This window comes from Mesorhizobium sp. M6A.T.Cr.TU.017.01.1.1, assembly GCF_004023115.1.
GTDB lineage: Bacteria > Pseudomonadota > Alphaproteobacteria > Rhizobiales > Rhizobiaceae > Mesorhizobium > Mesorhizobium mediterraneum.
In genome coordinates this window covers 44,499-63,957 of record NZ_RZTA01000022.1, presented here as the reverse complement: position 1 = coordinate 63,957, position 19,459 = coordinate 44,499, and the positions used below count along the sequence as shown (strand labels likewise).

17 protein-coding genes are annotated in these 19,459 nt (G+C 64.1%); 7 read left to right on the top strand and 10 right to left on the bottom strand.

Going from position 1 to position 19,459, the window contains the following annotated elements; translation table 11 throughout:
- The first annotated feature begins 14 nt into the window (after positions 1-14).
- The 3 genes from EOB36_RS09990 (at position 15) to EOB36_RS09980 (ending at position 4,292) form a co-directional block, all read left to right on the top strand.
- Positions 15-2,387: an aldehyde dehydrogenase family protein gene (locus EOB36_RS09990; protein WP_128284774.1), complete on the top strand. Its 2,373-nt coding sequence runs from the start codon at positions 15-17 to the stop codon at positions 2,385-2,387.
- A gap of 180 nt (positions 2,388-2,567) precedes the next feature.
- On the top strand, positions 2,568-3,299 hold the full coding sequence (locus EOB36_RS09985; RefSeq protein ID WP_127291388.1) for an SDR family oxidoreductase: 732 nt from the start codon (positions 2,568-2,570) through the stop codon (positions 3,297-3,299).
- Positions 3,300-3,446: 147 nt separating this feature from the next.
- Positions 3,447-4,292 carry a fumarylacetoacetate hydrolase family protein gene (locus tag EOB36_RS09980; protein WP_128284773.1) on the top strand — a complete coding sequence of 282 codons (846 nt, stop codon included), beginning with the start codon at positions 3,447-3,449 and terminating at the stop codon, positions 4,290-4,292.
- Positions 4,293-4,456: 164 nt separating this feature from the next.
- On the opposite strand, the gene EOB36_RS09975 is transcribed toward EOB36_RS09980, so the two are convergent.
- From EOB36_RS09975 to EOB36_RS09935, 7 genes are all read right to left on the bottom strand, one after another.
- On the bottom strand, positions 4,457-5,455 hold the full coding sequence (locus tag EOB36_RS09975; protein ID WP_095484638.1) for an ABC transporter ATP-binding protein: 999 nt from the start codon (positions 5,453-5,455) through the stop codon (positions 4,457-4,459).
- Between the two features lie 226 nt (positions 5,456-5,681).
- Entirely contained in the window at positions 5,682-6,737 is a 1,056-nt protein-coding gene (locus EOB36_RS09965; protein ID WP_095484640.1) for a Gfo/Idh/MocA family oxidoreductase, read from the bottom strand.
- Between the two features lies 1 nt (position 6,738).
- On the bottom strand, positions 6,739-7,206 hold the full coding sequence (locus tag EOB36_RS09960) for a DUF4304 domain-containing protein (protein ID WP_127206084.1): 468 nt from the start codon (positions 7,204-7,206) through the stop codon (positions 6,739-6,741).
- Entirely contained in the window at positions 7,203-8,042 is an 840-nt protein-coding gene (locus EOB36_RS09955) for a carbohydrate ABC transporter permease (protein ID WP_128284772.1), read from the bottom strand. The genes EOB36_RS09960 and EOB36_RS09955 overlap by 4 nt, the downstream gene beginning before the upstream one ends.
- Before the next feature lie 208 nt (positions 8,043-8,250).
- Positions 8,251-9,174 (bottom strand): sugar ABC transporter permease, encoded by a 924-nt coding sequence (locus EOB36_RS09945; protein WP_095484643.1) that lies wholly within the window; start codon positions 9,172-9,174, stop codon positions 8,251-8,253.
- A gap of 237 nt (positions 9,175-9,411) precedes the next feature.
- The gene (locus EOB36_RS09940) at positions 9,412-10,671 is read right to left on the bottom strand and encodes an ABC transporter substrate-binding protein (RefSeq protein ID WP_095484644.1); all 1,260 of its coding nucleotides are present in this window, start codon (positions 10,669-10,671) and stop codon (positions 9,412-9,414) included.
- Between the two features lie 2 nt (positions 10,672-10,673).
- Positions 10,674-11,630 carry an N-acetylmuramic acid 6-phosphate etherase gene (locus EOB36_RS09935; RefSeq protein WP_095484645.1) on the bottom strand — a complete coding sequence of 319 codons (957 nt, stop codon included), beginning with the start codon at positions 11,628-11,630 and terminating at the stop codon, positions 10,674-10,676.
- Positions 11,631-11,829: 199 nt separating this feature from the next.
- On the opposite strand from EOB36_RS09935, the gene EOB36_RS09930 reads away from it, so the two are divergent.
- The 4 genes from EOB36_RS09930 to nagA are packed head-to-tail and all read left to right on the top strand — an operon-like array spanning position 11,830 to position 15,684.
- Complete coding sequence (locus tag EOB36_RS09930) at positions 11,830-12,711, top strand: N-acetylglucosamine kinase (protein ID WP_128284771.1); 882 nt, start codon at positions 11,830-11,832, stop codon at positions 12,709-12,711.
- Positions 12,708-13,490: a GntR family transcriptional regulator gene (locus tag EOB36_RS09925; RefSeq protein WP_127206089.1), complete on the top strand. Its 783-nt coding sequence runs from the start codon at positions 12,708-12,710 to the stop codon at positions 13,488-13,490. Before EOB36_RS09930 ends, EOB36_RS09925 begins: the two co-directional genes overlap by 4 nt.
- The gene (locus EOB36_RS09920; RefSeq protein WP_127206090.1) at positions 13,487-14,518 is read left to right on the top strand and encodes an SIS domain-containing protein; all 1,032 of its coding nucleotides are present in this window, start codon (positions 13,487-13,489) and stop codon (positions 14,516-14,518) included. The genes EOB36_RS09925 and EOB36_RS09920 overlap by 4 nt, the downstream gene beginning before the upstream one ends.
- The gene (gene nagA, locus EOB36_RS09915; RefSeq protein ID WP_127206091.1) at positions 14,515-15,684 is read left to right on the top strand and encodes an N-acetylglucosamine-6-phosphate deacetylase; all 1,170 of its coding nucleotides are present in this window, start codon (positions 14,515-14,517) and stop codon (positions 15,682-15,684) included. Before EOB36_RS09920 ends, nagA begins: the two co-directional genes overlap by 4 nt.
- A 16-nt stretch (positions 15,685-15,700) precedes the next feature.
- Here nagA and EOB36_RS09910 read toward each other — a convergent pair whose 3' ends face one another.
- From EOB36_RS09910 to rpe, 3 genes are all read right to left on the bottom strand, one after another.
- Positions 15,701-17,227 (bottom strand): malonyl-CoA synthase, encoded by a 1,527-nt coding sequence (locus EOB36_RS09910; RefSeq protein ID WP_127206092.1) that lies wholly within the window; start codon positions 17,225-17,227, stop codon positions 15,701-15,703.
- On the bottom strand, positions 17,224-18,597 hold the full coding sequence (locus tag EOB36_RS09905; protein WP_127206093.1) for a malonyl-CoA decarboxylase: 1,374 nt from the start codon (positions 18,595-18,597) through the stop codon (positions 17,224-17,226). The genes EOB36_RS09910 and EOB36_RS09905 overlap by 4 nt, the downstream gene beginning before the upstream one ends.
- 142 nt (positions 18,598-18,739) lie before the next feature.
- The gene (rpe, locus tag EOB36_RS09900; RefSeq protein ID WP_128284770.1) at positions 18,740-19,417 is read right to left on the bottom strand and encodes a ribulose-phosphate 3-epimerase; all 678 of its coding nucleotides are present in this window, start codon (positions 19,415-19,417) and stop codon (positions 18,740-18,742) included.
- Positions 19,418-19,459: the final 42 nt, after the last annotated feature.

Here is a 19,459-nt window from a genome sequence, read left to right as displayed (position 1 = left end):
TTTCGGAGCGCCTGATGAACATTCTCGAACGCTATCATGCCATGGAATACGGTCCGGCGCCGGAAGCCCGCAACGAGGCTGATGCCTGGCTCGCCGCGCGCGATTTTTCCAAAGCACTGTTCATCGGCGGCGACTGGAAAGCAGCCACAGGCGGCAAGACCTTCGAGACCAGCGATCCTGCCTCGGGCAAATTGTTGGCCAAGGTATCGGATGCCGGTGCCGCCGACATCGATGCCGCGGTTTCGGCCGCGGCAAAAGCGCTGCCGAAGTGGAGCGCATCCTCAGGCTACAGCCGAGCAAAAGTGCTCTATGCCATCGGCCGCTCCATGCAGCGCCACCAGCGTCTGTTCGCGGTGTTGGAATCGATCGACAATGGCAAGCCGATCCGCGAAAGCCGCGACATCGACGTGCCACTGGCCATCCGCCATTTCATCCACCATGCCGGCTGGGCGCAGGCGTTGGACAGGGATTTTCCCGGCCATAAGGGCGTCGGCGTCGTCGGCCAGATCATCCCGTGGAACTTCCCGCTTTTGATGCTGGCCTGGAAGATCGCGCCGGCGCTCGCCGCGGGCTGCACCATCGTGCTGAAGCCGGCCGAGTTCACGCCGCTCACCGCCATCCTGTTTGCCGAGATCTGCGAACGATCCGGCGTGCCGAAGGGGGTCGTCAACATCGTCCAGGGCGGACCCGAAGCGGGCGCAGCAATCGTCAATCATCCCGGCGTCCAGAAGATCGCCTTCACCGGTTCGTCCGAGGTCGGCAAGATCATCCGCAAAGCCACCGCAGGCTCCGGCAAGAAATTGTCGCTGGAACTTGGCGGCAAGTCGGCCTTCGTCGTCTTCGAGGACGCCGATCTCGACAGCGCCGTCGAGGGACTGGTCGACGGCATCTGGTTCAACCAGGGCCAGGTCTGCTGTGCCGGCTCGCGCCTGCTGGTGCAGGAAGGCATCGCCGACGCCTTCATCGCCAAGGTCAAGACGCGGATGAGCCGGTTGCGCGTCGGCAGCCCGCTCGACAAGAACACCGATATCGGCCCGCTGGTCGACTTGACCCAGCTCGATCGCGTCAAGGGTCTGGTCGCCGAAGGCGCCAAACAGGGCGCCGTCTGCTGGCAACCGGATGTGGCGCTGCCGTCCTCCGGCTATTATCACCTGCCGACACTGGCGACAGGCGTTTCGCCGGCTAACATCCTGGCACAGGAGGAGGTATTCGGCCCGGTGCTCGCCACCATGACCTTCCGCAACACCGAGGAAGCGGTCGAGCTCGCCAACAACACGCGCTACGGGCTGGCCGCCTCGGTGTGGAGCGAGAACGTCAACCTCGCCCTGCACGTCGCGCCGCAATTGAAGGCCGGTGTCGTCTGGGTCAACGGCACCAACATGTTCGACGCCGCCTGCGGCTTCGGCGGCTATCGCGAGAGCGGCTTCGGCCGCGAAGGCGGGCGCGAAGGCATGTTCGAATATCTCTTGGCAAAGCTGCCGCTCGGCCCCGTCATCAAACCGGCAACGTCATCGGCGCAGCCGATCGAGCAGGTTGAAAGCGATGCCATCGATCGCACGGCAAAACTGTTCATCGGCGGCAGGCAGGTCAGGCCGGACGGCAATTATTCGATCGCTGTGGCCACCACCAAGGGCAAGCTTGCCGGTGAGGTTGGTCTCGGCAGCCGCAAGGATATCCGCGACGCCGTCTCCGCTGCCCGCGCTTGCAAGGCCTGGCCGGAGGCGACCGCCTACAACCGTGCCCAAGTGCTCTACTATCTGGCCGAGAACCTGTCCGGCCGTGCCGACGAGTTTGCGGCGCGCCTCACTCAGCTCGTCGGCGCCACGGCCAAGGCCGCGCGCGAAGAGGTCGACCAGTCTATCGAGCGGCTGTTCCTCTATGCCGGCCTGGCCGACAAGTTCGAGGGCCGCGTCCACCAGCCGCCGGCCCGCGCCGTCACATTGGCACTGCACGAGCCGGTCGGCGTCGTAGGTATAGTGGCATCCGACAATGCGCCCCTGCTCGGCCTGATGTCGCTGGTTGCGCCGGCGCTTGCCATGGGCAACACCGTAGTCGCGGTGCCTTCCGAAAAATATCCGCTGCTCGCCACCGATCTCTATCAGGTCATCGAATATTCCGACGTTCCGGCCGGCGCCATCAACATCATCACCGGCCGCAGCGCCGAACTCACCGGCGTGCTGGCAAAGCATGACGACGTGGACGGGCTCTGGGTGTTCGCCGATGCCGAGACCTGCGCCAAGGCCGAAGCTGACTCGATTGGCAACCTGAAGCGCGTCTGGACCGGTAATGGCCGCAGCCTCGACTGGGCGTCGACCGAGGCCGCCGGCGACGCCTTCCTGCGGCGTGCCGTCGAGGTCAAGAACGTCTGGGTGCCCTACGGCGACTGAGCGGTCGCCTTGCGCGCGGCGGCGGGCGAGAAGCGTTCGGGCTTGACGGCAGAAATGATGTTCTTTACCGAGAAAAAACATTTAGGCGAACAGCGATACAGGCGGCATGATAGTGCCTATCTGGCACATTGCGCCTTGGCCGCGTGCCGGTAAAACCGGGCGGCCACAGAGGAGAAAAGCATGGCGGATCTGGCAGGCAAGATCGTTGTCGTCACGGCGGCGGCACAGGGCATCGGCCGGGCGAGCGCGCTGGCTTTCGCCAAGGCAGGCGCCGTCGTCCATGCCACCGACATCAACGAGGTAATGCTCGCCGAACTTGGCAAGACGCCCGGGATCAAGACCCGCAAGCTCGATGTGCTGAACGACGAGGCGGTTTCAACCGCCTTTGCCGAGATCGGCGCCGTCGACGTGCTGTTCAACTGCGCCGGCTTCGTTCATTCGGGCTCGATCCTCGAGATGAAGGATGCCGATCTCGACTTCGCCTATGATCTCAATGTCCGCTCGATGATCCGCACCATCCGCGCCGTGCTGCCCGGCATGCTGGAGCGCGGCGACGGCTCGATCATCAACATGGCGTCGCTGGCCAGCTCGACCAAGGGCGTGCCGAACCGCTTCGTCTATGGGCTGACCAAGGCGGCCGTCATCGGCCTGACCAAATCGGTCGCCGCCGACTATGTCGGCAGGGGCGTACGCTGCAACGCCATCTGCCCGGGCACGGTCGAAAGCCCGTCGCTGCAGGACCGCATGCATGCGCAGGGCGACTACGAGGCAGCTCGCGCCGCCTTCATCGCCCGCCAGCCGATGGGCCGCCTCGGCACACCAGAGGAAATTGCCGATCTCGCCGTCTATCTGGCCGGCGCCACCTATACGTCGGGACAGGCTTACAATATCGACGGTGGCTGGTCGATTTAAGAGGCCATTTGGAACTCTACTCCGCCGGGCGCCTAGCGCGGTTTTCTGCGCTTCCGGTGCTCACGTACTTTAGGTACGCTCCGCTCCATTCGCCTCAGCGGAGCGAGTTTGCAAACGGCCTCTGGTCGCAACTGGGAGAAAAATTGCATGAAACTGCTGCGCTATGGCGAGGCGGGGAGCGAACGCCCCGGCCTGCTCGATGCGGATGGGACGATCCGTGACCTCTCCGCCCATGTCACCGACATTGCCGGCAAGGCGCTCGACCCGGCGTCCCTTGAGACACTGTCGAAGCTCGATCCGAAATCGCTGCCGGCGGTTTCCGGCAAGCCGCGCATCGGCGCCTGCGTTGCCGGCACCGGCAAATTCATCTGCATCGGCCTGAACTATTCCGACCATGCCGCCGAGACCGGCGCCACCGTGCCGCCGGAGCCGATCATCTTCATGAAGGCGAGCTCGGCCATTGTCGGGCCTGATGACGACGTGCTGATCCCGCGCGGCTCGGTGAAGACCGATTGGGAAGTCGAGCTCGGCGTGGTCATCGGCAAAACCGCAAAATATGTCACCGAGGCCGAGGCGCTGGACTATGTCGCCGGCTACTGCGTCGCGCACGACGTTTCCGAGCGCGCCTTCCAGGCCGAGCGTCAGGGCCAGTGGACCAAGGGCAAGTCCTGCGACACGTTCGGGCCGATCGGCCCGTGGCTGGTGACCAAGGACGAGGTTAAGGACCCGCAGAACATCCCGATGTGGCTGAAGGTCAACGGCAAGACGATGCAGAACGGCTCGACCAAGACCATGGTCTATGGCGTCGCCTACCTGGTTTCCTACCTCAGCCAGTTCATGTCGCTGCATCCGGGCGACATCATCTCGACCGGCACCCCGCCCGGCGTCGGCCTCGGCATGAAGCCGCCGGTGTTCCTGAAGGCCGGCGACGTCGTCGAGCTCGGCATCGAAGGACTGGGCATGCAGAAGCAGACGTTTAGGGCGGACTTGTAGCGGCGCTCTGCCTTCTCCCCTTGTGGGAGAAGGTGGCCTCGCGAAGCGAGGTCGGATGAGGGGTGCTCCAGCTTGGCGCCGACAGCACTCCGTCCAACACCCCTCTTCCGTCTCGGCGCTGCGCGCCGATCCACCTTCTCCCACAAGGGGAGAAGGAAGGGGTGCTACTTCAGCACCTTGCCATCGGCGCCGAACCGATAGGTCTTTGCCGGATCCGGCGTCGCATAAAGCGTCGCACCAGGCTCGGCATTGTAGACGCCGAAGATGCGCACGGTGATCAGGCCGGCCTTCTCGCAGTCGAGATAGAGGTTGGTGTCGGCGCCGAGATGCTCGGCATGGACGACCGTGCCTTTCCAGGCGCCGGATTTCGCATCGACGGTCAGGTGCTCGGGACGGACGCCGATGGTCTTGGCCGTCTCGCCAAGCCTGGCGCCGTCGACGAAATTCATCTTCGGTGAGCCGATGAAGCCGGCGACAAATTCATTCGCCGGGGAATTGTAAAGCTCCATCGGCCCGCCGATCTGCTCGATCTTTCCGGCGTTGAGCACGACGATCTTGTCGGCCAACGTCATCGCCTCGACCTGGTCGTGGGTGACATAGATCATCGTTGCCTTCAGCCGGCGATGCAATTGCGCGATCTCCAGCCGCGTGTTGACGCGCAGTGCTGCATCGAGGTTCGACAGCGGCTCGTCGAACAGGAAAAGCTTGGGCTCACGCACCACGGCGCGGCCGATGGCGACGCGCTGACGCTGGCCGCCGGAAAGCTCGGCCGGGCGCCTTGCGAGATAGGGTTCCAGCGACAGCATAGAGGAGGCAATGCCGATGCGGCGGTCGATCTCGGCCGCCGGCGTGCCCGCCTGCTTGAGGCCGAGGCCCATATTGTTCTTCACCGTCAGATGCGGGTAGAGCGCGTAGGTCTGGAACACCATGGCGATGCCGCGTTTGGCCGGCGGCGTTGCGGAGACGTCCGCTCCGTCGATCACCACACGCCCCGAGGTCGAATCCTCCAGTCCGGCGATGACCCTGAGCAGCGTCGACTTTCCGCAGCCGGAGGGGCCGACGAAGACGACGAACTCGCCATCGGTCACTTCGAGGTTGATGCCTTTCAGCACCTCGACCGGCCCAAAGGCCTTCTTCACATTCTCGATGTTCAGCGAGCCCACGGCGTTCCTCCGGATTGGAATGTGGGCGCAGAAGCACCCCCCTCTGGCCTGCCGGCCATCTCCCCCTCAAGGGGGGAGATTGGCAGCTTTGACGCCGCCGCACTCTTCTCGATGTTGGTGATTGGCGAAAGAAAACGTGACGGCAAATCTCCCCCCTTGAGGGGGAGATGGCCGGCAGGCCAGAGGGGGGCGCCGTAGAGCGCAACTCCGGACGATAATTCTCTTGTCACAATCGCACCGCCTTTCCACTGCGTACGCTCTCGTCGGCGGCAAGGCAGACGGCGAGCGACTTCACCGCGTCGTCCATGTGGCGGGTCAAGTCGAGATCCTCGCGGATCGCCTTCAGCAAAAAAAACTGTTCGAGATCGCAGAGATCCTGATGGCCGGGCTCACCCTCCATCGACAGCATCTCATCGGCCTTGGCGAACTTGCCGTCCGCACCGGTTGCCGCGCTGTGCAGGCGGATGGTCGAGGTCTTGGTGTGGGTGTCGATGTCATCGGATCTGACACCCTCCTTCATGACGATCGACACGCAGCCATGGGGGGAGATCACATCCTTGACGAAGAAGGCGGTCTCCGAGATCATCGGCCCCCAGCCGGCCTCGTACCAGCCGACCGAGCCATCGTCGAACAGCACCTGCAGGTGGCCGTAATTGTACATCGATGGCGCGATCTCATCGCTCAGCCGCAGCCCCATGCCGCGCACCTCGACCGGCCTGGCGTCGGTGATCTGCAGCATCACGTCGAGATAGTGCACGCCGCAATCGACGATCGGCGACGTCGTCTGCATCAATTGCTTGTGCGTCTCCCAGCTATGACCGGAGGATTGCTGGTTGAGGTTCATGCGGAACACGTAAGGGCCGCCGAGCTTGCGCGCCTCGGCGATCAGCCTGATCCAGGACGGATGATGGCGCAGGATGTAGCCGATCACCAGTTTTTTGCCGTTGGCCTTGGCTGCCGCGACCACGCGTTTGGCGTCCGCCACCGTCGTCGCCAACGGCTTTTCGACAAAGACATGGCAGCCGGCCTCGAACGCCTTGACCGCATAGTCGGCATGGCTGTCGGAATAGGTGGCGATACAGGCGACATCGGGTTTCTCGTCGCGCAGCGCCTCGTCGAAGGAGCGCCTGATATCATAGCCGGAAAGCCCGGCCGGCAACGGCACGTCCGAGCGGTTGACCAGTGCCGCGATCTGGAACCCCGGATTGGTGTGATAGGCCAGCGCATGGCTGCGGCCCATATTGCCCAGACCGGCGACGACGACGCGAAGAGGTTCGGCCATTTCAATCTGCCTTTTCTTGCCTGCGAGCTGCGAGAGCCACCATTACCTGTGGCTCGCATTCATCTGCGACCCGCAGAGCCGCTTCTTCACTGTCGCAGCGGGCCAAAAGTCGGAAGCCATAGGCACCGACTCCTTCCTTGATCAGCGAAAGCCTATGATCGTCAGACAAGGGATGCTCAAGATTGAGCGCCTGGGTGAACGCCTTCGACTGCTCGTCTTCCATCTGGGAATTGACGCGCCAACGAATATGACAGTTGTATTCCTTCGGCCGGCGCTCCGCCCCGAACCGCGTCAACCAGATGGCAGCGTTGAGATAGAACTGCGGTCCCCAGGAAGACTTCTGAAGGTTTAGCAAGCAGACGGTCTCCGGCCATTCGCGGTAGAAATTCGTGGCGCGCACGCCTCGAAATCCATAGCGGCTCGCTGTCTCGACAAGGGCCTGTACGATAATCTCTCGACCATCACTCATTTGACGGCTCCGGAAGTGATGCCGCGGATCAGCTGCCGCGAGAAGATGACGTAGAGGATCAGCACCGGCATGATCGCCAGCGACAGTGCCGCCAGGATCGCGTTCCAGTTGGTGACGAACTGGCCGAGGAACAGCTGGGCGCCGAGCGTCACCGTCTTGGTCTCCTCCGACGGCGCCAGGATCAGCGGAAACCACAGATCATTCCAGATCGGGATCATGGTGAAGACCGCGACCGTCGCCATCGATGGCCGCACCAGCGGCAGCACCAGCCGGAAGAAGATGGTGTATTCGGACAGCCCGTCGATCCTGCCCGCATTCTTCAGATCGTCGGATACCTGCTTCATGAACTCCGACAGGATGAAGACGGCGAGCGGCAGGCCTTGCGCGGTGTAGACCAGGATCAGCGCTGTCAGCGTGTTGACCAGCCCACTCATCACCATCAGCTGCAAGATGGCGACGGTGCCAAGGCGGATCGGGATCATGATGCCGAGCGCGAGATAAAGCCCCATCATCGTGTTGCCGCGAAAGCGGTATTCCGACAGCGCGAAAGCGGCCATGGCGCCGAACAGCAGCACGAAGAACAGCGAAGCGACGGTGACGACGAGGCTGTTCTGGAAATAGTGGATGAAGTCGCCCTGGCCGATCACGGTGGTGTAGCCGATCAGGTCGAAGGTTTTCGGGGTCGGCGGCGCTAGCGGCGCTCCGAAGATCGCCGCGCGGGATTTAAACGAATTCACGATGACGATGATCACGGGAAACAGCGCGATCACCGTGTAGGTCAACAGCACCGCATGGGCGCCGATGGTGCGGGGCAGGGAATGGGTTGCCGTGCTCATCCCAGAGTCTCCCGATTTTGTGCCAAGGCACCCCCCTCTGTCCTGCCGGACATCTCCCCCTCAAGGGGGGAGATTGGCAGCTCCAGCCTGGCGGCTTCTCTTGCAACGTTGAAAAGTGGCGAAAGCAATGCGGCAGTCCAATCTCCCCCCTTGAGGGGGAGATGGCCGGCAGGCCAGAGGGGGGTGCTCAAGCTCAACATCTCGCCCCCTAAAACTGATACCGACGCAGGCGCGTCTGGACGAGGAAGAGATAGACGCAGACGCCGCCAAGGATGATCAGGAACATCATCGTGGCGATCGCCGCGCCCATGTTGGGATCGCCGACCTGCAACTGGAAACCGAAGAAGGCGCGGTAGAGGAAGGTGCCGAGAATATCGGTTGAATAATTCGGCCCGGCCAGCGCGCCTTGCGCGGTATAGATCAGGTCGAAGGCGTTGAAATTTCCGACGAAGGTCAGGATCGAGATGATGCCGATCGACGGCAGGATCAGCGGCAGCTTAATCTTCCAGAACTGCGACATGCCGGTGATGCCGTCGCATTCGGCCGCTTCGATCACTTCCTCGGGGATCGACAGCAGCGCGGCGTAGATCAGCATCATCGGGATGCCGACGAACTGCCACACCGAGATCAGGCTGAGCGTGGTCAGCGCATATTGCTCCTTGCCGAGCCACGGCGTGAACAGGCTTTTGAGGCCGACAATATCCATCAGGTTAGGCGCCACGCCCCACAGCGGCGACAGGATCAGCTTCCAGGCGAAGCCGACGATGACGAAGGACAGGATCGTCGGCACGAAGATCGCCGTGCGGTAGAAGGCGGAGAACCTAAGCCGCGGGCTGGACAGCAGTGCGGCCAGCAGGACGCCGATCGGGTTCTGCACGACCATGTGGATGATGAAGAACCAGACGTTGTTGCGCAGGGCGTTCCAGAAATTGACCGACCAGTTGGGATCGCCGAACAGCCTGCGGAAATTTTCGAACCCGACGAAGACCTGGGCCTGCTCGATGTTGCGAAACAGCGAGAGCTGCAGCGTGCCGGCCAGCGGCAGGATCATGATCGCCGTATAGACCAGCACCGCCGGCGCCAGGAAGACGACGATATGCCAGCGGAACGGTCGTTTCGGTGCTGCGGCCATGCGTTCGGTCCCCGCCGATCAGGTTCTTGCAATTGCCGCAAAAAGGCGCGGCGCCTCCCTCCCCCCTCGAGGGGAGGGTGCCTCGCGAAGCGAGGCAGGTGGGGTCGGCCAAGGCAGTGCGCCATCGTGACTTCGACCGTGCCTTTCAGCAACGATGAAGCCGCGGCCTGCCTTTACCGACCCCCTCTGTCGCCTTCGGCGACATCTCCCCCTCGAGGGGGGAGATAGCGCTCGCTCTTACTTGCCAGCCTTATACCAGCTGTCGAGGCCGTCCTGCAGCTTCTTGGCGGCAGCTTCCGGCGTGACGGTGCCGTTGATGACGTTGGCCGATTCAACCCACGTCTCGTTCTCGAGGTTCGGCGTGCCGCGCGACAGGATCTGATAGGTCGAGCGGATCGTCGACTTGCACTTGTCGCGCCAGGAGACGAATTCCTGTGCCAGCGGGTCTTCCATCTTCACCGGGGTGTTGTTCAGGCTGAAGAAGCCCGGCAGCGCGTTGGCGTAGATGGTGGCGAAGTCAGGCGAGGCCACCCATGTCAGGAAGGTCTTGGCCGCATCCGCGTTCTTCGACGCTGCATTGAGGCCCATGCCGATGTCGGTGTGGTCGGAGATGTAGCAGGTGTCGCCGGCCTTCTGCACCGGCGGCGGGAATGCGCCCATCTTGAACTGCGCCTGCGTGTTGAACAGGCCGATTTCCCATGAGCCGGCCGGGTAGATGGCAGCGCGGCCGAGCGTGAACAGGTTCTGGCTGTCCGGATAGGTCTGCGCCTCGAAGCCGTCGCCGAGATAGGGCTTCCACTTGGCCAGCTCTTCATATGGCGCCACCCAGTCCTTGTCGGTCAGCTTCTGTTCGCCCTTGATCAGCGCTGCGCGGCCTTCCTCGCCCTTCCAGTAGTTCGGGCCGATGTTCTGGTAGCCCATGGTCGCGGCTTCCCAAAGGTCCTTGGTGCCCATCGCCATCGGGATGTAGGTGCCGTCGGCTTTGATCTTGTCGAGCGCGGCGTAGAACTCCTCGTTCGTCGTCGGCACCTTGATGCCGAGCTTGTCGAAAGCGTCCTTGTTGTAGATGAAGCCGTGGATGACGGAAGCCATCGGCACGCAGAAGCTCGCCTTGCCGTCGTCGGTCTGCCATGCGGCCTTGGCGACGTCGGAGAAATTCTCCATGCCGGGCAGTGTCGAGATGTCGGCGAGGTTGCCCTTCTTGAAGAGCTCCAGCGACTTGTCGAACGGGCGGCAGGTGATCAGGTCGCCCGCCGAGCCGGCGGCGAGCTTGGCGCCGAGCGCGGCGTCATATTCGGTCGGCGCCGACGGCGCGAACACCACTTTGATGCCCGGGTTCTTGGCCTCGAAAGCCGGGATCAGCTTGTCCTTCCAAATGGCAAGGTCGTCGCCGCGCCAGCTTTCGATGTTGAGCGTTACGTCCTGGGCGTAGGCCATTCCGGCTGAGCCGAGAATGCTGGTGCCGAGAAGAAGTGCCGTCAGTAGTTTCGTTGTCATGCTCAGTCTCCCTGTTGACCTTTTTCAGGTTCGGTTTTGAGAACAGGGGCTTTTTGCCCCATGCTCCCCTCAATCACGGAAAGGGCCGGGCGCAGTTTCTGGCCGGTCCCTTCCAGTATCTTCTCGGCCGCACCGGCGCCGGCCGCGCCGGCGGCGAGCAGAATAGCAGTCTTGACGCCGCCGCCGCTCTTCTCGAGCAGGCGCGCCGCATCCTCCTTGTCGCGCCCGCTGATGGCGGCGACGATGCTTGCTGCGCGATCGCGCAGCTTGATGTTGTCGGCCATGAGGTTGACCATGTAGCCGTCATGCACATGGCCAAGATGAATGGCGGCCAGCGTCGAAAGCATGTTGAGCGCAATCTTCTGGGCGGTGCCGGCGCCCATGCGCGTCGAGCCGGCGATCAGCTCGGGCGGCGTTTCGAGCACTATGGCGATGTCGGCCAGCCGAAGCAGCGGCGCATCCTTGTTGTTGGCGATGGCGATGGTTGCCGCACCCCGGCGCCTGGCGTCCTCGATCGCCCTGACGGCATAGGGTGTCGAGCCGCTGGCCGAGACCGCGATCAAGCAGTCGCCCTCGCCGATGCCGGCATTGGCAACCGCCGCCGAGGCTTCGTCGATATTGTCTTCCGGCCCGCCGGCCAATGTCTTGAAGGCATCGTCGCCGCCGGCGATCAGTATGGCGATGCGGTCGCGCTGGATGCCGAAGGTGCCCGGCAGTTCCAGCGCATCGGCCAGCGCCATCAGTCCCGAGCTGCCGGCCGCCGCGTAAGCGAGCTTACCGCCGCTCTTCAGACGGCCGGCGATGATCTCGGCTGCTTTGGCGATGGCGGGAATGGCGCCGCGAACCGCCTTGGCGGCCTCGATCTGCGCATTGGCCAAGGAGGAAAGGATGGCGTCCGGGGCCTGGATGTCCAGCCCCTCGGCATTCTGGTGATGCGCTTCGGTGCGCTTCTCGGCCATACCGTTCCCTCCAATCCACAAAACAATACCAAAAAAATACCACTTGTCCACACGCATTAACGGAATCGTTGCAACCAAATCGGCCTGCCGGCAGAATGCATTGATTTTTCAACAAAATACCGCTTAATCTTTTTGAAACAGAAATTAATCCTTGGCTATTGGTACTTTATTGGTATTATCCACCCGGAGGAGAAATCGCGTGAATTTCGTGCTTGGCATCGATGGCGGAGGCACCAGCTGCAGGGCGGCTCTTGCGACAGCGGGCGGCATGGTCGTCGGCCGCGCCAAGAGCGGCGCCGCCAATATCCGCACCGATCTCACCGGCGCCAGGGCCAACATCGTCGACGCGGCGAGGCAGGCCTTTGTAGCCGCCGGACAAGACCCCGAACTGATCCCGCAAACCCCGGCCATCCTAGGCCTCGCCGGCGCCAATGTCGGAACCTACAGACAGCAACTCGAAGCCATCCTGCCGTTCAGCCAAAGCCGTGTCGAGACCGATGCCGAGATTGCGCTCGAAGGCGCGATCGGCTCCGGCGACGGCGCCATGGCCATCCTCGGCACCGGCACCGCCTATATGGCGCGCAGACAAGGCAAATCGCGCGCCATTGGCGGCTGGGGTTTCCAGGTCGGCGACCAGGGCAGCGGCGCCCGCATCGGCCGCGACCTGCTCGAACAGACGCTCCTCGCCTATGACGGCATCCGCGAAGCGTCGCCGCTGACGCAGGCCATGCTCGCCATCTTCCGTGACAATCCCGAGGATTTGGTCGAGTTCACCACCAATGCCAAGCCCGGCGATTTCGGCGGCTTCGCGCCCAAGGTCTTCGACCATGCCGAAAAAGGCGACGCCGTCGCCAACTGGATCCTGGACAAGGCGGTCGCCGATGTCGAGGCAGCACTTGGCGTCCTCGATCTCGGCGGCGACGATCCGCTGTGCCTGCTCGGCGGGCTGGCGCAGTTTTACGCGCCGCGCCTGTCGTCGCGCTACCGGGCGCTGCTGAAGCCGCCGCTCGACGATGCGCTGGGCGGCGCGGTGCAGATGGCGGTCCGTGTCTTCGCCAAAGCGGCGGAGGCAGCGCGATGAGCGAGGCCGCCGACCAGATTTTCGCCACGCTGAAGCAGTCCTCGCAAAGCGGCGCGCCACTCTATCTGCAGCTCAGGAAGAGCATCGAGGACGCGGTCAATCGCGGCCTGATCGGGCCGGGCGACGCGCTGCCTTCCGAGCGCGACATCGCCAGCAAGGCCGACATTTCGCGCGTCACCGTGCGCAAGGCGGTGCAGGATCTGGTCAAGGGCGGCATCCTCGTCCAGCGCCACGGCTCCGGCACTTTCGTCGCGCCGCGCATGGAGCGCGTCGAGCAGTCGCTGTCGCGGCTCACATCCTTCACCGAAGACATGGCGCGGCGCGGCATGGCTGTCCGTTCGGCCTGGCTCGACCGCGGCCTTTATGCGCCCTCGCCGGACGAGATGATGGTGCTCGGACTGTCGTCGAACGAGCTGGTGGCCCGCGTGGCGCGCCTGCGCATCGCCAACGACACGCCGCTGGCGATCGAGCGCGCGGCACTGTCGGCCAGCGTGCTGCCCGACCCGGCAGGAATAGGGTCCTCGCTCTATGCTGCGCTGGAAACGACCGGCCTCCGGCCGGTGCGGGCGGTGCAGCGCATTTCGGCCGCCAATCTCGGCGACAGTGACGCGCGCCTGCTCGAAGTGCCGCCCGGGATTGCCGGGCTGCACATCGAGCGTATTTCCTATCTGGCGAGCGGCAAGGTGATCGAATTCACCCGCTCCATCTACAGGGGCGACGCCTATGATTTCGTCGCCGAGCTCCGGCTGAGCGGGCCGGGCGAAGAGGGCCGGCCATGAGCGCGACCAAAACTCATATGCGGCGCGAGATCGAGGAGATCCCGGAGGCGACCGCGCGCCTGCTCGATGGTTCGGCAGCCGTGCTGACCGAGGCCGGGCGCGGCATTCGCGAGCGCGACCCGCATTTTATCGTCACCGTGGCGCGCGGCTCCTCCGACCATGCCGCCACCTTCATGAAATATGCCGTGGAGCTGACCGCCGGCCTCGCGGTCGCTTCGGTCGGTCCTTCGATCGCCTCGATCTATGGCGCCAAGCTCAAGCTCGGCGGCTCGGCTTGCCTGGCGATCTCGCAATCGGGCAAGAGCCCGGACATCGTCGCCATGGCGCAAGCCGCGAGGGAGGGTGGTTCGCTGACCGTCGCCATCACCAACACCGCCGATTCGCCGCTGGCGCGCGCCTGCGACTACGCGATCGACATACTGGCCGGGCCGGAGCGCAGCGTCGCGGCGACCAAGACCTTCGTCAATTCCGCCGTCGCCGGCCTCGCCTTGATGGCGCACAGCACCGGCGACGACAAGCTTCTGGCAGCACTTGCCTGCCTGCCGGAGCATTTCCGCAAGGCGATCGCCTGCGACTGGATGGCGCTGGCCGGTGCCTTGGAGACGCCGAAATCGCTGTTCATCCTCGGTCGCGGTCCGTCCGCGGCGATCGCCAATGAGGCGGCGCTGAAGTTCAAGGAAACCTGCGCCATGCATGCCGAGGCCTATAGTGCTGCCGAAGTGATGCATGGCCCGCTGGCGCTGGTCGGGCCCGACTTCCCGGTGCTGGCGCTCGCCGCCCGCGATGCTTCCGAGCCGTCGGTTGCCGAGGCTGCCGACAGCCTGGCGGCCAAAGGCGCGGCCGTTTTTGTGACCTCGGACAAGGCGAAAAGCGCTCAGCAACTGCCGCATGTCGCCACCGGCCATCCGCTGACCGACCCGCTGGCGCTGATCGTGTCCTTCTATGGCTTCGTCGAGGCCTTTGCTCGCCATCGCGGCCTCGATCCGGACACGCCGCCCAATCTTCGCAAGGTGACGGAAACCATATGAGCGACCGTTTTGCCCTGACTGGCGCCCGCATATTCGACGGTGAGGACTGGCATGACAACGCCGCCCTTGTCGTGCGTGACGGCCTTGTCGAGGCCATCGTTCCGGCAGGCGCCATTCCGTCCGGTGTCGAGCGTGTCGAAACCGACGGCGGCATGCTTGCGCCGGGCTTCGTCGACCTGCAGGTCAATGGCGGCGGCGGCGTCATGCTCAACGATCATCCCGATGTCGCCTCGATCGAGACCATCTGCCGGGCGCACGCGCCGTTCGGCACGACGGCACTGCTGCCGACGCTGATCACCGACACGCCTGAAATCACCGCAGCGGCGGTTGCCGCCGGAGCGCTGGCCGCGCAACAGAAGGTGCCGGGTTTTTTGGGCCTGCATCTCGAAGGCCCGCATCTATCGGTCGCCCGCAAGGGCGCGCATGATCCGGCATTGATCCGGCCGATGACCGACGTCGACCAGGCGATGCTGATAGCAACGCGAAAAACTCTGCCGGTGCTGCTGACAACGATCGCGCCTGAATCCGTCGACCCCGCGCGCATTTCGGCGCTCGTTGAGGCCGGCATCGTCGTCAGCCTCGGCCATTCCGATACCGGCTATGCCAAGGCGCGCGGGTTCGCCGATGCCGGCGCAACGGTGGTCACCCATCTGTTCAACGCTATGAGCCAGATCGGCAATCGCGAGCCGGGGCTGGCGGGTGCCGCCATCGATACCGGCACATTGTTTGCCGGCATCATCGCCGACGGCATCCACGTCGATCCCGCCACCATGGCGATTGCCTTGCGCGCCAAGCAGGGGCCGGCAAAAATTTTTCTGGTCACCGACGCCATGGCGACGATCGGCACCGACATGACCTCGTTCACGCTGAACGGCCGCACCATCTACCGCAAGGACGGCCGGCTGACGCTTGCCGACGGGACGTTGGCAGGCGCCGATCTCGACATGATCGCCGCCGTGCGCTTCGTTCACCACGTCGTCGGACTGGACCTGTCGGAGGCGCTGCGCATGGCTTCGCTCTATCCGGCACAAGCGATCGGCCAGGCGCATCGGCTTGGGCGCTTCGCCAATGGCACCGCCGCCGATATTGTTGCGCTGTCGGACGAGTTGGAAGTCAAGGGCGTCTGGATAGAAGGCGACAAGGTTTTCGGAGCAGGCATCAATTGAACGCAAACCTCTTGCTTCAGCCGGCTTTGGCCGGCGCGTAGAGGTCCTTGTAGGTTTCGCGCAGCAGGTTCTTCTGCACCTTGCCCATTGTGTTACGCGGCAGCTCGTCGACGAAGATCACCCGCTTCGGGTGCTTGTATTTCGCCAGCCTTCCGGCGATGGCACCAACGATCTCGGCGGCGGTGATGGTCGAGGCCGGCGTCCGCACCACGATCGCCGTGACGCCCTCGCCGAAATCCGGATGAGCAACGCCGACCACGGCGCTTTCACTGACGCCGGGCAGCGCGTCGATCTCGCTCTCGACCTCCTTCGGATAGATGTTATAGCCGCCGGAAATAATCAGATCCTTGCCGCGCCCGACGATGTGGACATAGCCGTCGGCGTCGATCAGGCCGAGATCCCCGGTGATGAAGAAACCGTCGTCACGGAATTCCGCCTTGGTCTTTTCCGGCATGCGCCAATAACCGCCGAAGACATTGGGGCCTTTCACCTCGATCATGCCGACCTCGCCTTGGGCAAGCGTGGCGCCACCGTCGGGGTCCGCGATGCGCAGTGCCACGCCGGGCAAGGGGAAGCCGACCGTGCCGGCACGCCGCTCGCCATCATAGGGGTTCGACGTGTTCATGTTGGTCTCGGTCATGCCGTAGCGCTCAAGGATCGCGTGGCCGGTGCGCTCGCGCCAGGCCTTGTGCGTCTCGGCCAGCAGCGGCGCCGAGCCGGAAACGAAGAGGCGGATGTTTTTGGCCGCTTGGCGGTTCAAGCCGTCCTGCTGCAGCAGGCGCACATAGAAGGTCGGCACGCCCATCAGCGCGGTGGCGCGCGGCAGCAGCGAGACGATGCGGGCCGGGTCGAATTTGGTTTCGAACAGCATCGAGGCGCCGGCCATCAGGACGACGTTGGTGGCGACGAAGAGGCCATGCGTGTGGAAGATCGGCAGCGCGTGGATCAAAATGTCTGCGGCAGTGAAGCGCCAGTGGTCGACCAGCACGCGCGCATTCGAGGCGAGATTCTCATGGCTGAGCATGGCGCCTTTCGAGCGGCCGGTGGTTCCCGAGGTGTAGAGAATCGCCGCAAGATCGTCCGGCCCGCGCACCACATCGTGGAAATCCGAAGACTGCCGCGAGGCCTGATCCATCAACGACCCTTCGCCATTGCCGCCGAGCGTGACTGTGATAGCGCCCGATGTCTCCGCCAAGGCCCCGATATCGGCTGCCCGTGCCGGATCGCAGACGACCAGCCGCGGCTCGGCATCGCCGAAGAAGTAGTCGAGTTCGGTCAGCGTGTAAGCGGTGTTGAGCGGCAGGAAGACCGCACCGGCGCGCAGGCAGGCGAGATAGAGCAGGACTGCCTGCGGGCTCTTCTCGACCTGGACGGCGACGCGGTCGCCGGCTTGGACGCCCAGTTGCAGCAGCGCGTGGGCCAGTTGCGCGGATCGCGCCAGCATGTCGCCATAGGTGATCGAGCGCCCGTCATCCGTCTCCATCAACAGACGCTCGGGCGCCGGCATGCGAGCGCGGAAGGCGTCGAACAAATGGTTGCTCATATGTCCCTCTTGTCCTCATTCCCCTGAGGTTGCGCCGGAAGCCGCGGCGCGGCCGGCCTCGTTGGTTTCGGCAGCAGGCGGCGCACGGCGGGTGCGGCCGCCACATCGTTCCTGGCGGCGAACAGCTCGTGGTTCTTCTCGATGTCATCGAGCTTGTAGCGATAATTGACCATCAGCCCATGCGCCTGACGCAAGGCTCGGGGCGACAGGTCGCCGAAAAGGTCGATGCGCTCCAGCCGCGCGCCATTGCCGAGATGGAACCGGGCGACCGAGTCGATCACCTTGCCGGAAGCGGTGCGGGCTTCGAGGAAATACTGTGCCGCGAGAGGAAGCAGGACCTGGCCCACGCGGTCGCGCGCGGCAGCGTCCGCATGCCAGCCTTCGTCGGCGACGAGGTCCAGCGCCTCAGTGGCGGAGGGACCGGTCTGCTCGGCTAGCCAACGGGCAAAGCCCGGCACCGGGGACAGCGTGACGAAATCGGTCAGGCCGGGAAGGTCGCGGCGCAGATCCTCGACTACCTGCTTGATCAAAAAATTGCCGAAGGAGATGCCGCGCAAGCCCTCCTGGCAGTTGGAGATGGAATAGAATACCGCCGTCGTGGCCTGCCGTGGTTGCACCAGCGGCCGCTCATCGGCAAGCAGCTCGGCGATCGTCGTCGGCATCGCCCGGGTCAGCGCGACCTCGACGAAGATCAGCGGCTCGTCGCCAAGCTGCGGATGGAAGAACGCATAGCAGAGCCGGTCGGCGGGCTCGATCCGGCGGCGCAGATCGTCCCAGGTGTGGATGGCGTGCACCGCCTCGTAGCGGATGATTTTTTCCAGGATGTTGGCCGGCGTCGACCAGTCGATCCGCCGCAGCACCAGGAAGCCGCGGTTGAACCATGACGACAAGAGGTGCGTGAAATCGGCATCGACGATGGCGAGATCGGGCGACGTGGTCAACCGGGCAAGCAGATCCTCGCGCATGCGCACCAGCGTCTCGATGCCGCCGGGCGCCAGGTTCAGGCGGCGCAGAAGCTCCTGCCTGGCCGGCTCGGCGGCGTCGTGCAGGGCAAGTGCCGAGCGATCGTCGGGCGCGTCGCGATAGGCATCCACGGCAGCGGCAAGCCTGACATGATCGGTGCCGAACCGATCGCGCAGCACATGCAGGAAGGCCAGCCGGCCGTCAGCATCAAGGGTGCGCCAGCGATCGAGGATTTCGCGGGCATAGGCGACGCCCGATGCCTCACCCTGGCTGGAAAGAAGACGCGTGCACAGACGCGCCAGGCTGTCGGCCGAGACCGGCTCGTCACCGCGAACGAGGTTCAGCATCATCCGGCCGCGGTCGGCGATGGTGTTCAGCAGATCAGCAAAGAAAGGGCTGCGGTTCATCGATCCAACCGTCGAAGAGGCGCCTGCGGGAGGGTCCGGGCATAAGGATGAGACAGAGAATATGGGACCGCATGTGATGAGCACAAGCGCACCGGCGTCGGACCGGCTGGAGAGACGGCACGTGGCGCCGTCAGCATCAGCGTTAGCCGGCCGCCCGGTCGGCCGCTGTCCGGATCGCCTCGATGTTCGCCCGATAGGCTTCGACGCTGCCGCCCTTGAAGATCGCCGCACCGGCGACCAGCACGCTGGCGCCGGCGGCGGTGACCAAAGGGGCGGCTTCTGGCGAGATACCGCCGTCGATCTCAATCCGGATCGGCCGGTTGCCGATCAGCGCCTTCACCCGCTTCACCTTCTCGACAATCGCCGGAATGAAGGCCTGGCCGCCAAAACCCGGATTGACGGTCATGATCAGGATCAGATCGAGCCGGTCGAGCACATATTCGACAGCCGATTCCGGCGTCCCCGGATTGAGCGACACGCCCGCCTTCTTGCCGAGATTCCTGATCGTCTGCAGCGAACGGTCGAGATGCGGCCCGGCCTCGGCATGCACCGTCATGCCGTCGCAGCCGGCTTCGGCGAAGGCTTCCAGATAAGGATCGGCGGGCGCGATCATCAGATGGCAGTCGAAGAAGGCCTTGGTGCGGTTGCGGATCGCCTTGATCACCGGCGGACCGAAGGTGATGTTGGGCACGAAATGCCCGTCCATGACGTCGAGATGGATCCAGTCGGCCCCGGCCGCCGCCACCGCCGCGACCTCGTCGCCGAGCTTCGAAAAATCCGACGCCAGCACCGATGGCGCGATCAGGGTTTTTTTGCTCATGATCCGGCCTTTCCAGGCGCCCGTGGTTGCGGGCACGTCGTC

Coding starts and splice junctions, on each gene's coding strand:
- EOB36_RS09990 (WP_128284774.1), top strand. CDS start 15: ATGAACATTCTCGAACGCTATCATGCCATGGAATACGGTCCGGCGCCG.
- EOB36_RS09985 (WP_127291388.1), top strand. CDS start 2,568: ATGGCGGATCTGGCAGGCAAGATCGTTGTCGTCACGGCGGCGGCACAG.
- EOB36_RS09980 (WP_128284773.1), top strand. CDS start 3,447: ATGAAACTGCTGCGCTATGGCGAGGCGGGGAGCGAACGCCCCGGCCTG.
- EOB36_RS09965 (WP_095484640.1), bottom strand. CDS start 6,737: ATGGCCGAACCTCTTCGCGTCGTCGTCGCCGGTCTGGGCAATATGGGC.
- EOB36_RS09960 (WP_127206084.1), bottom strand. CDS start 7,206: ATGAGTGATGGTCGAGAGATTATCGTACAGGCCCTTGTCGAGACAGCG.
- EOB36_RS09955 (WP_128284772.1), bottom strand. CDS start 8,042: ATGAGCACGGCAACCCATTCCCTGCCCCGCACCATCGGCGCCCATGCG.
- EOB36_RS09945 (WP_095484643.1), bottom strand. CDS start 9,174: ATGGCCGCAGCACCGAAACGACCGTTCCGCTGGCATATCGTCGTCTTC.
- EOB36_RS09940 (WP_095484644.1), bottom strand. CDS start 10,671: ATGACAACGAAACTACTGACGGCACTTCTTCTCGGCACCAGCATTCTC.
- EOB36_RS09935 (WP_095484645.1), bottom strand. CDS start 11,630: ATGGCCGAGAAGCGCACCGAAGCGCATCACCAGAATGCCGAGGGGCTG.
- EOB36_RS09925 (WP_127206089.1), top strand. CDS start 12,708: ATGAGCGAGGCCGCCGACCAGATTTTCGCCACGCTGAAGCAGTCCTCG.
- EOB36_RS09920 (WP_127206090.1), top strand. CDS start 13,487: ATGAGCGCGACCAAAACTCATATGCGGCGCGAGATCGAGGAGATCCCG.
- nagA (WP_127206091.1), top strand. CDS start 14,515: ATGAGCGACCGTTTTGCCCTGACTGGCGCCCGCATATTCGACGGTGAG.
- EOB36_RS09910 (WP_127206092.1), bottom strand. CDS start 17,227: ATGAGCAACCATTTGTTCGACGCCTTCCGCGCTCGCATGCCGGCGCCC.
- EOB36_RS09905 (WP_127206093.1), bottom strand. CDS start 18,597: ATGAACCGCAGCCCTTTCTTTGCTGATCTGCTGAACACCATCGCCGAC.
- rpe (WP_128284770.1), bottom strand. CDS start 19,417: ATGAGCAAAAAAACCCTGATCGCGCCATCGGTGCTGGCGTCGGATTTT.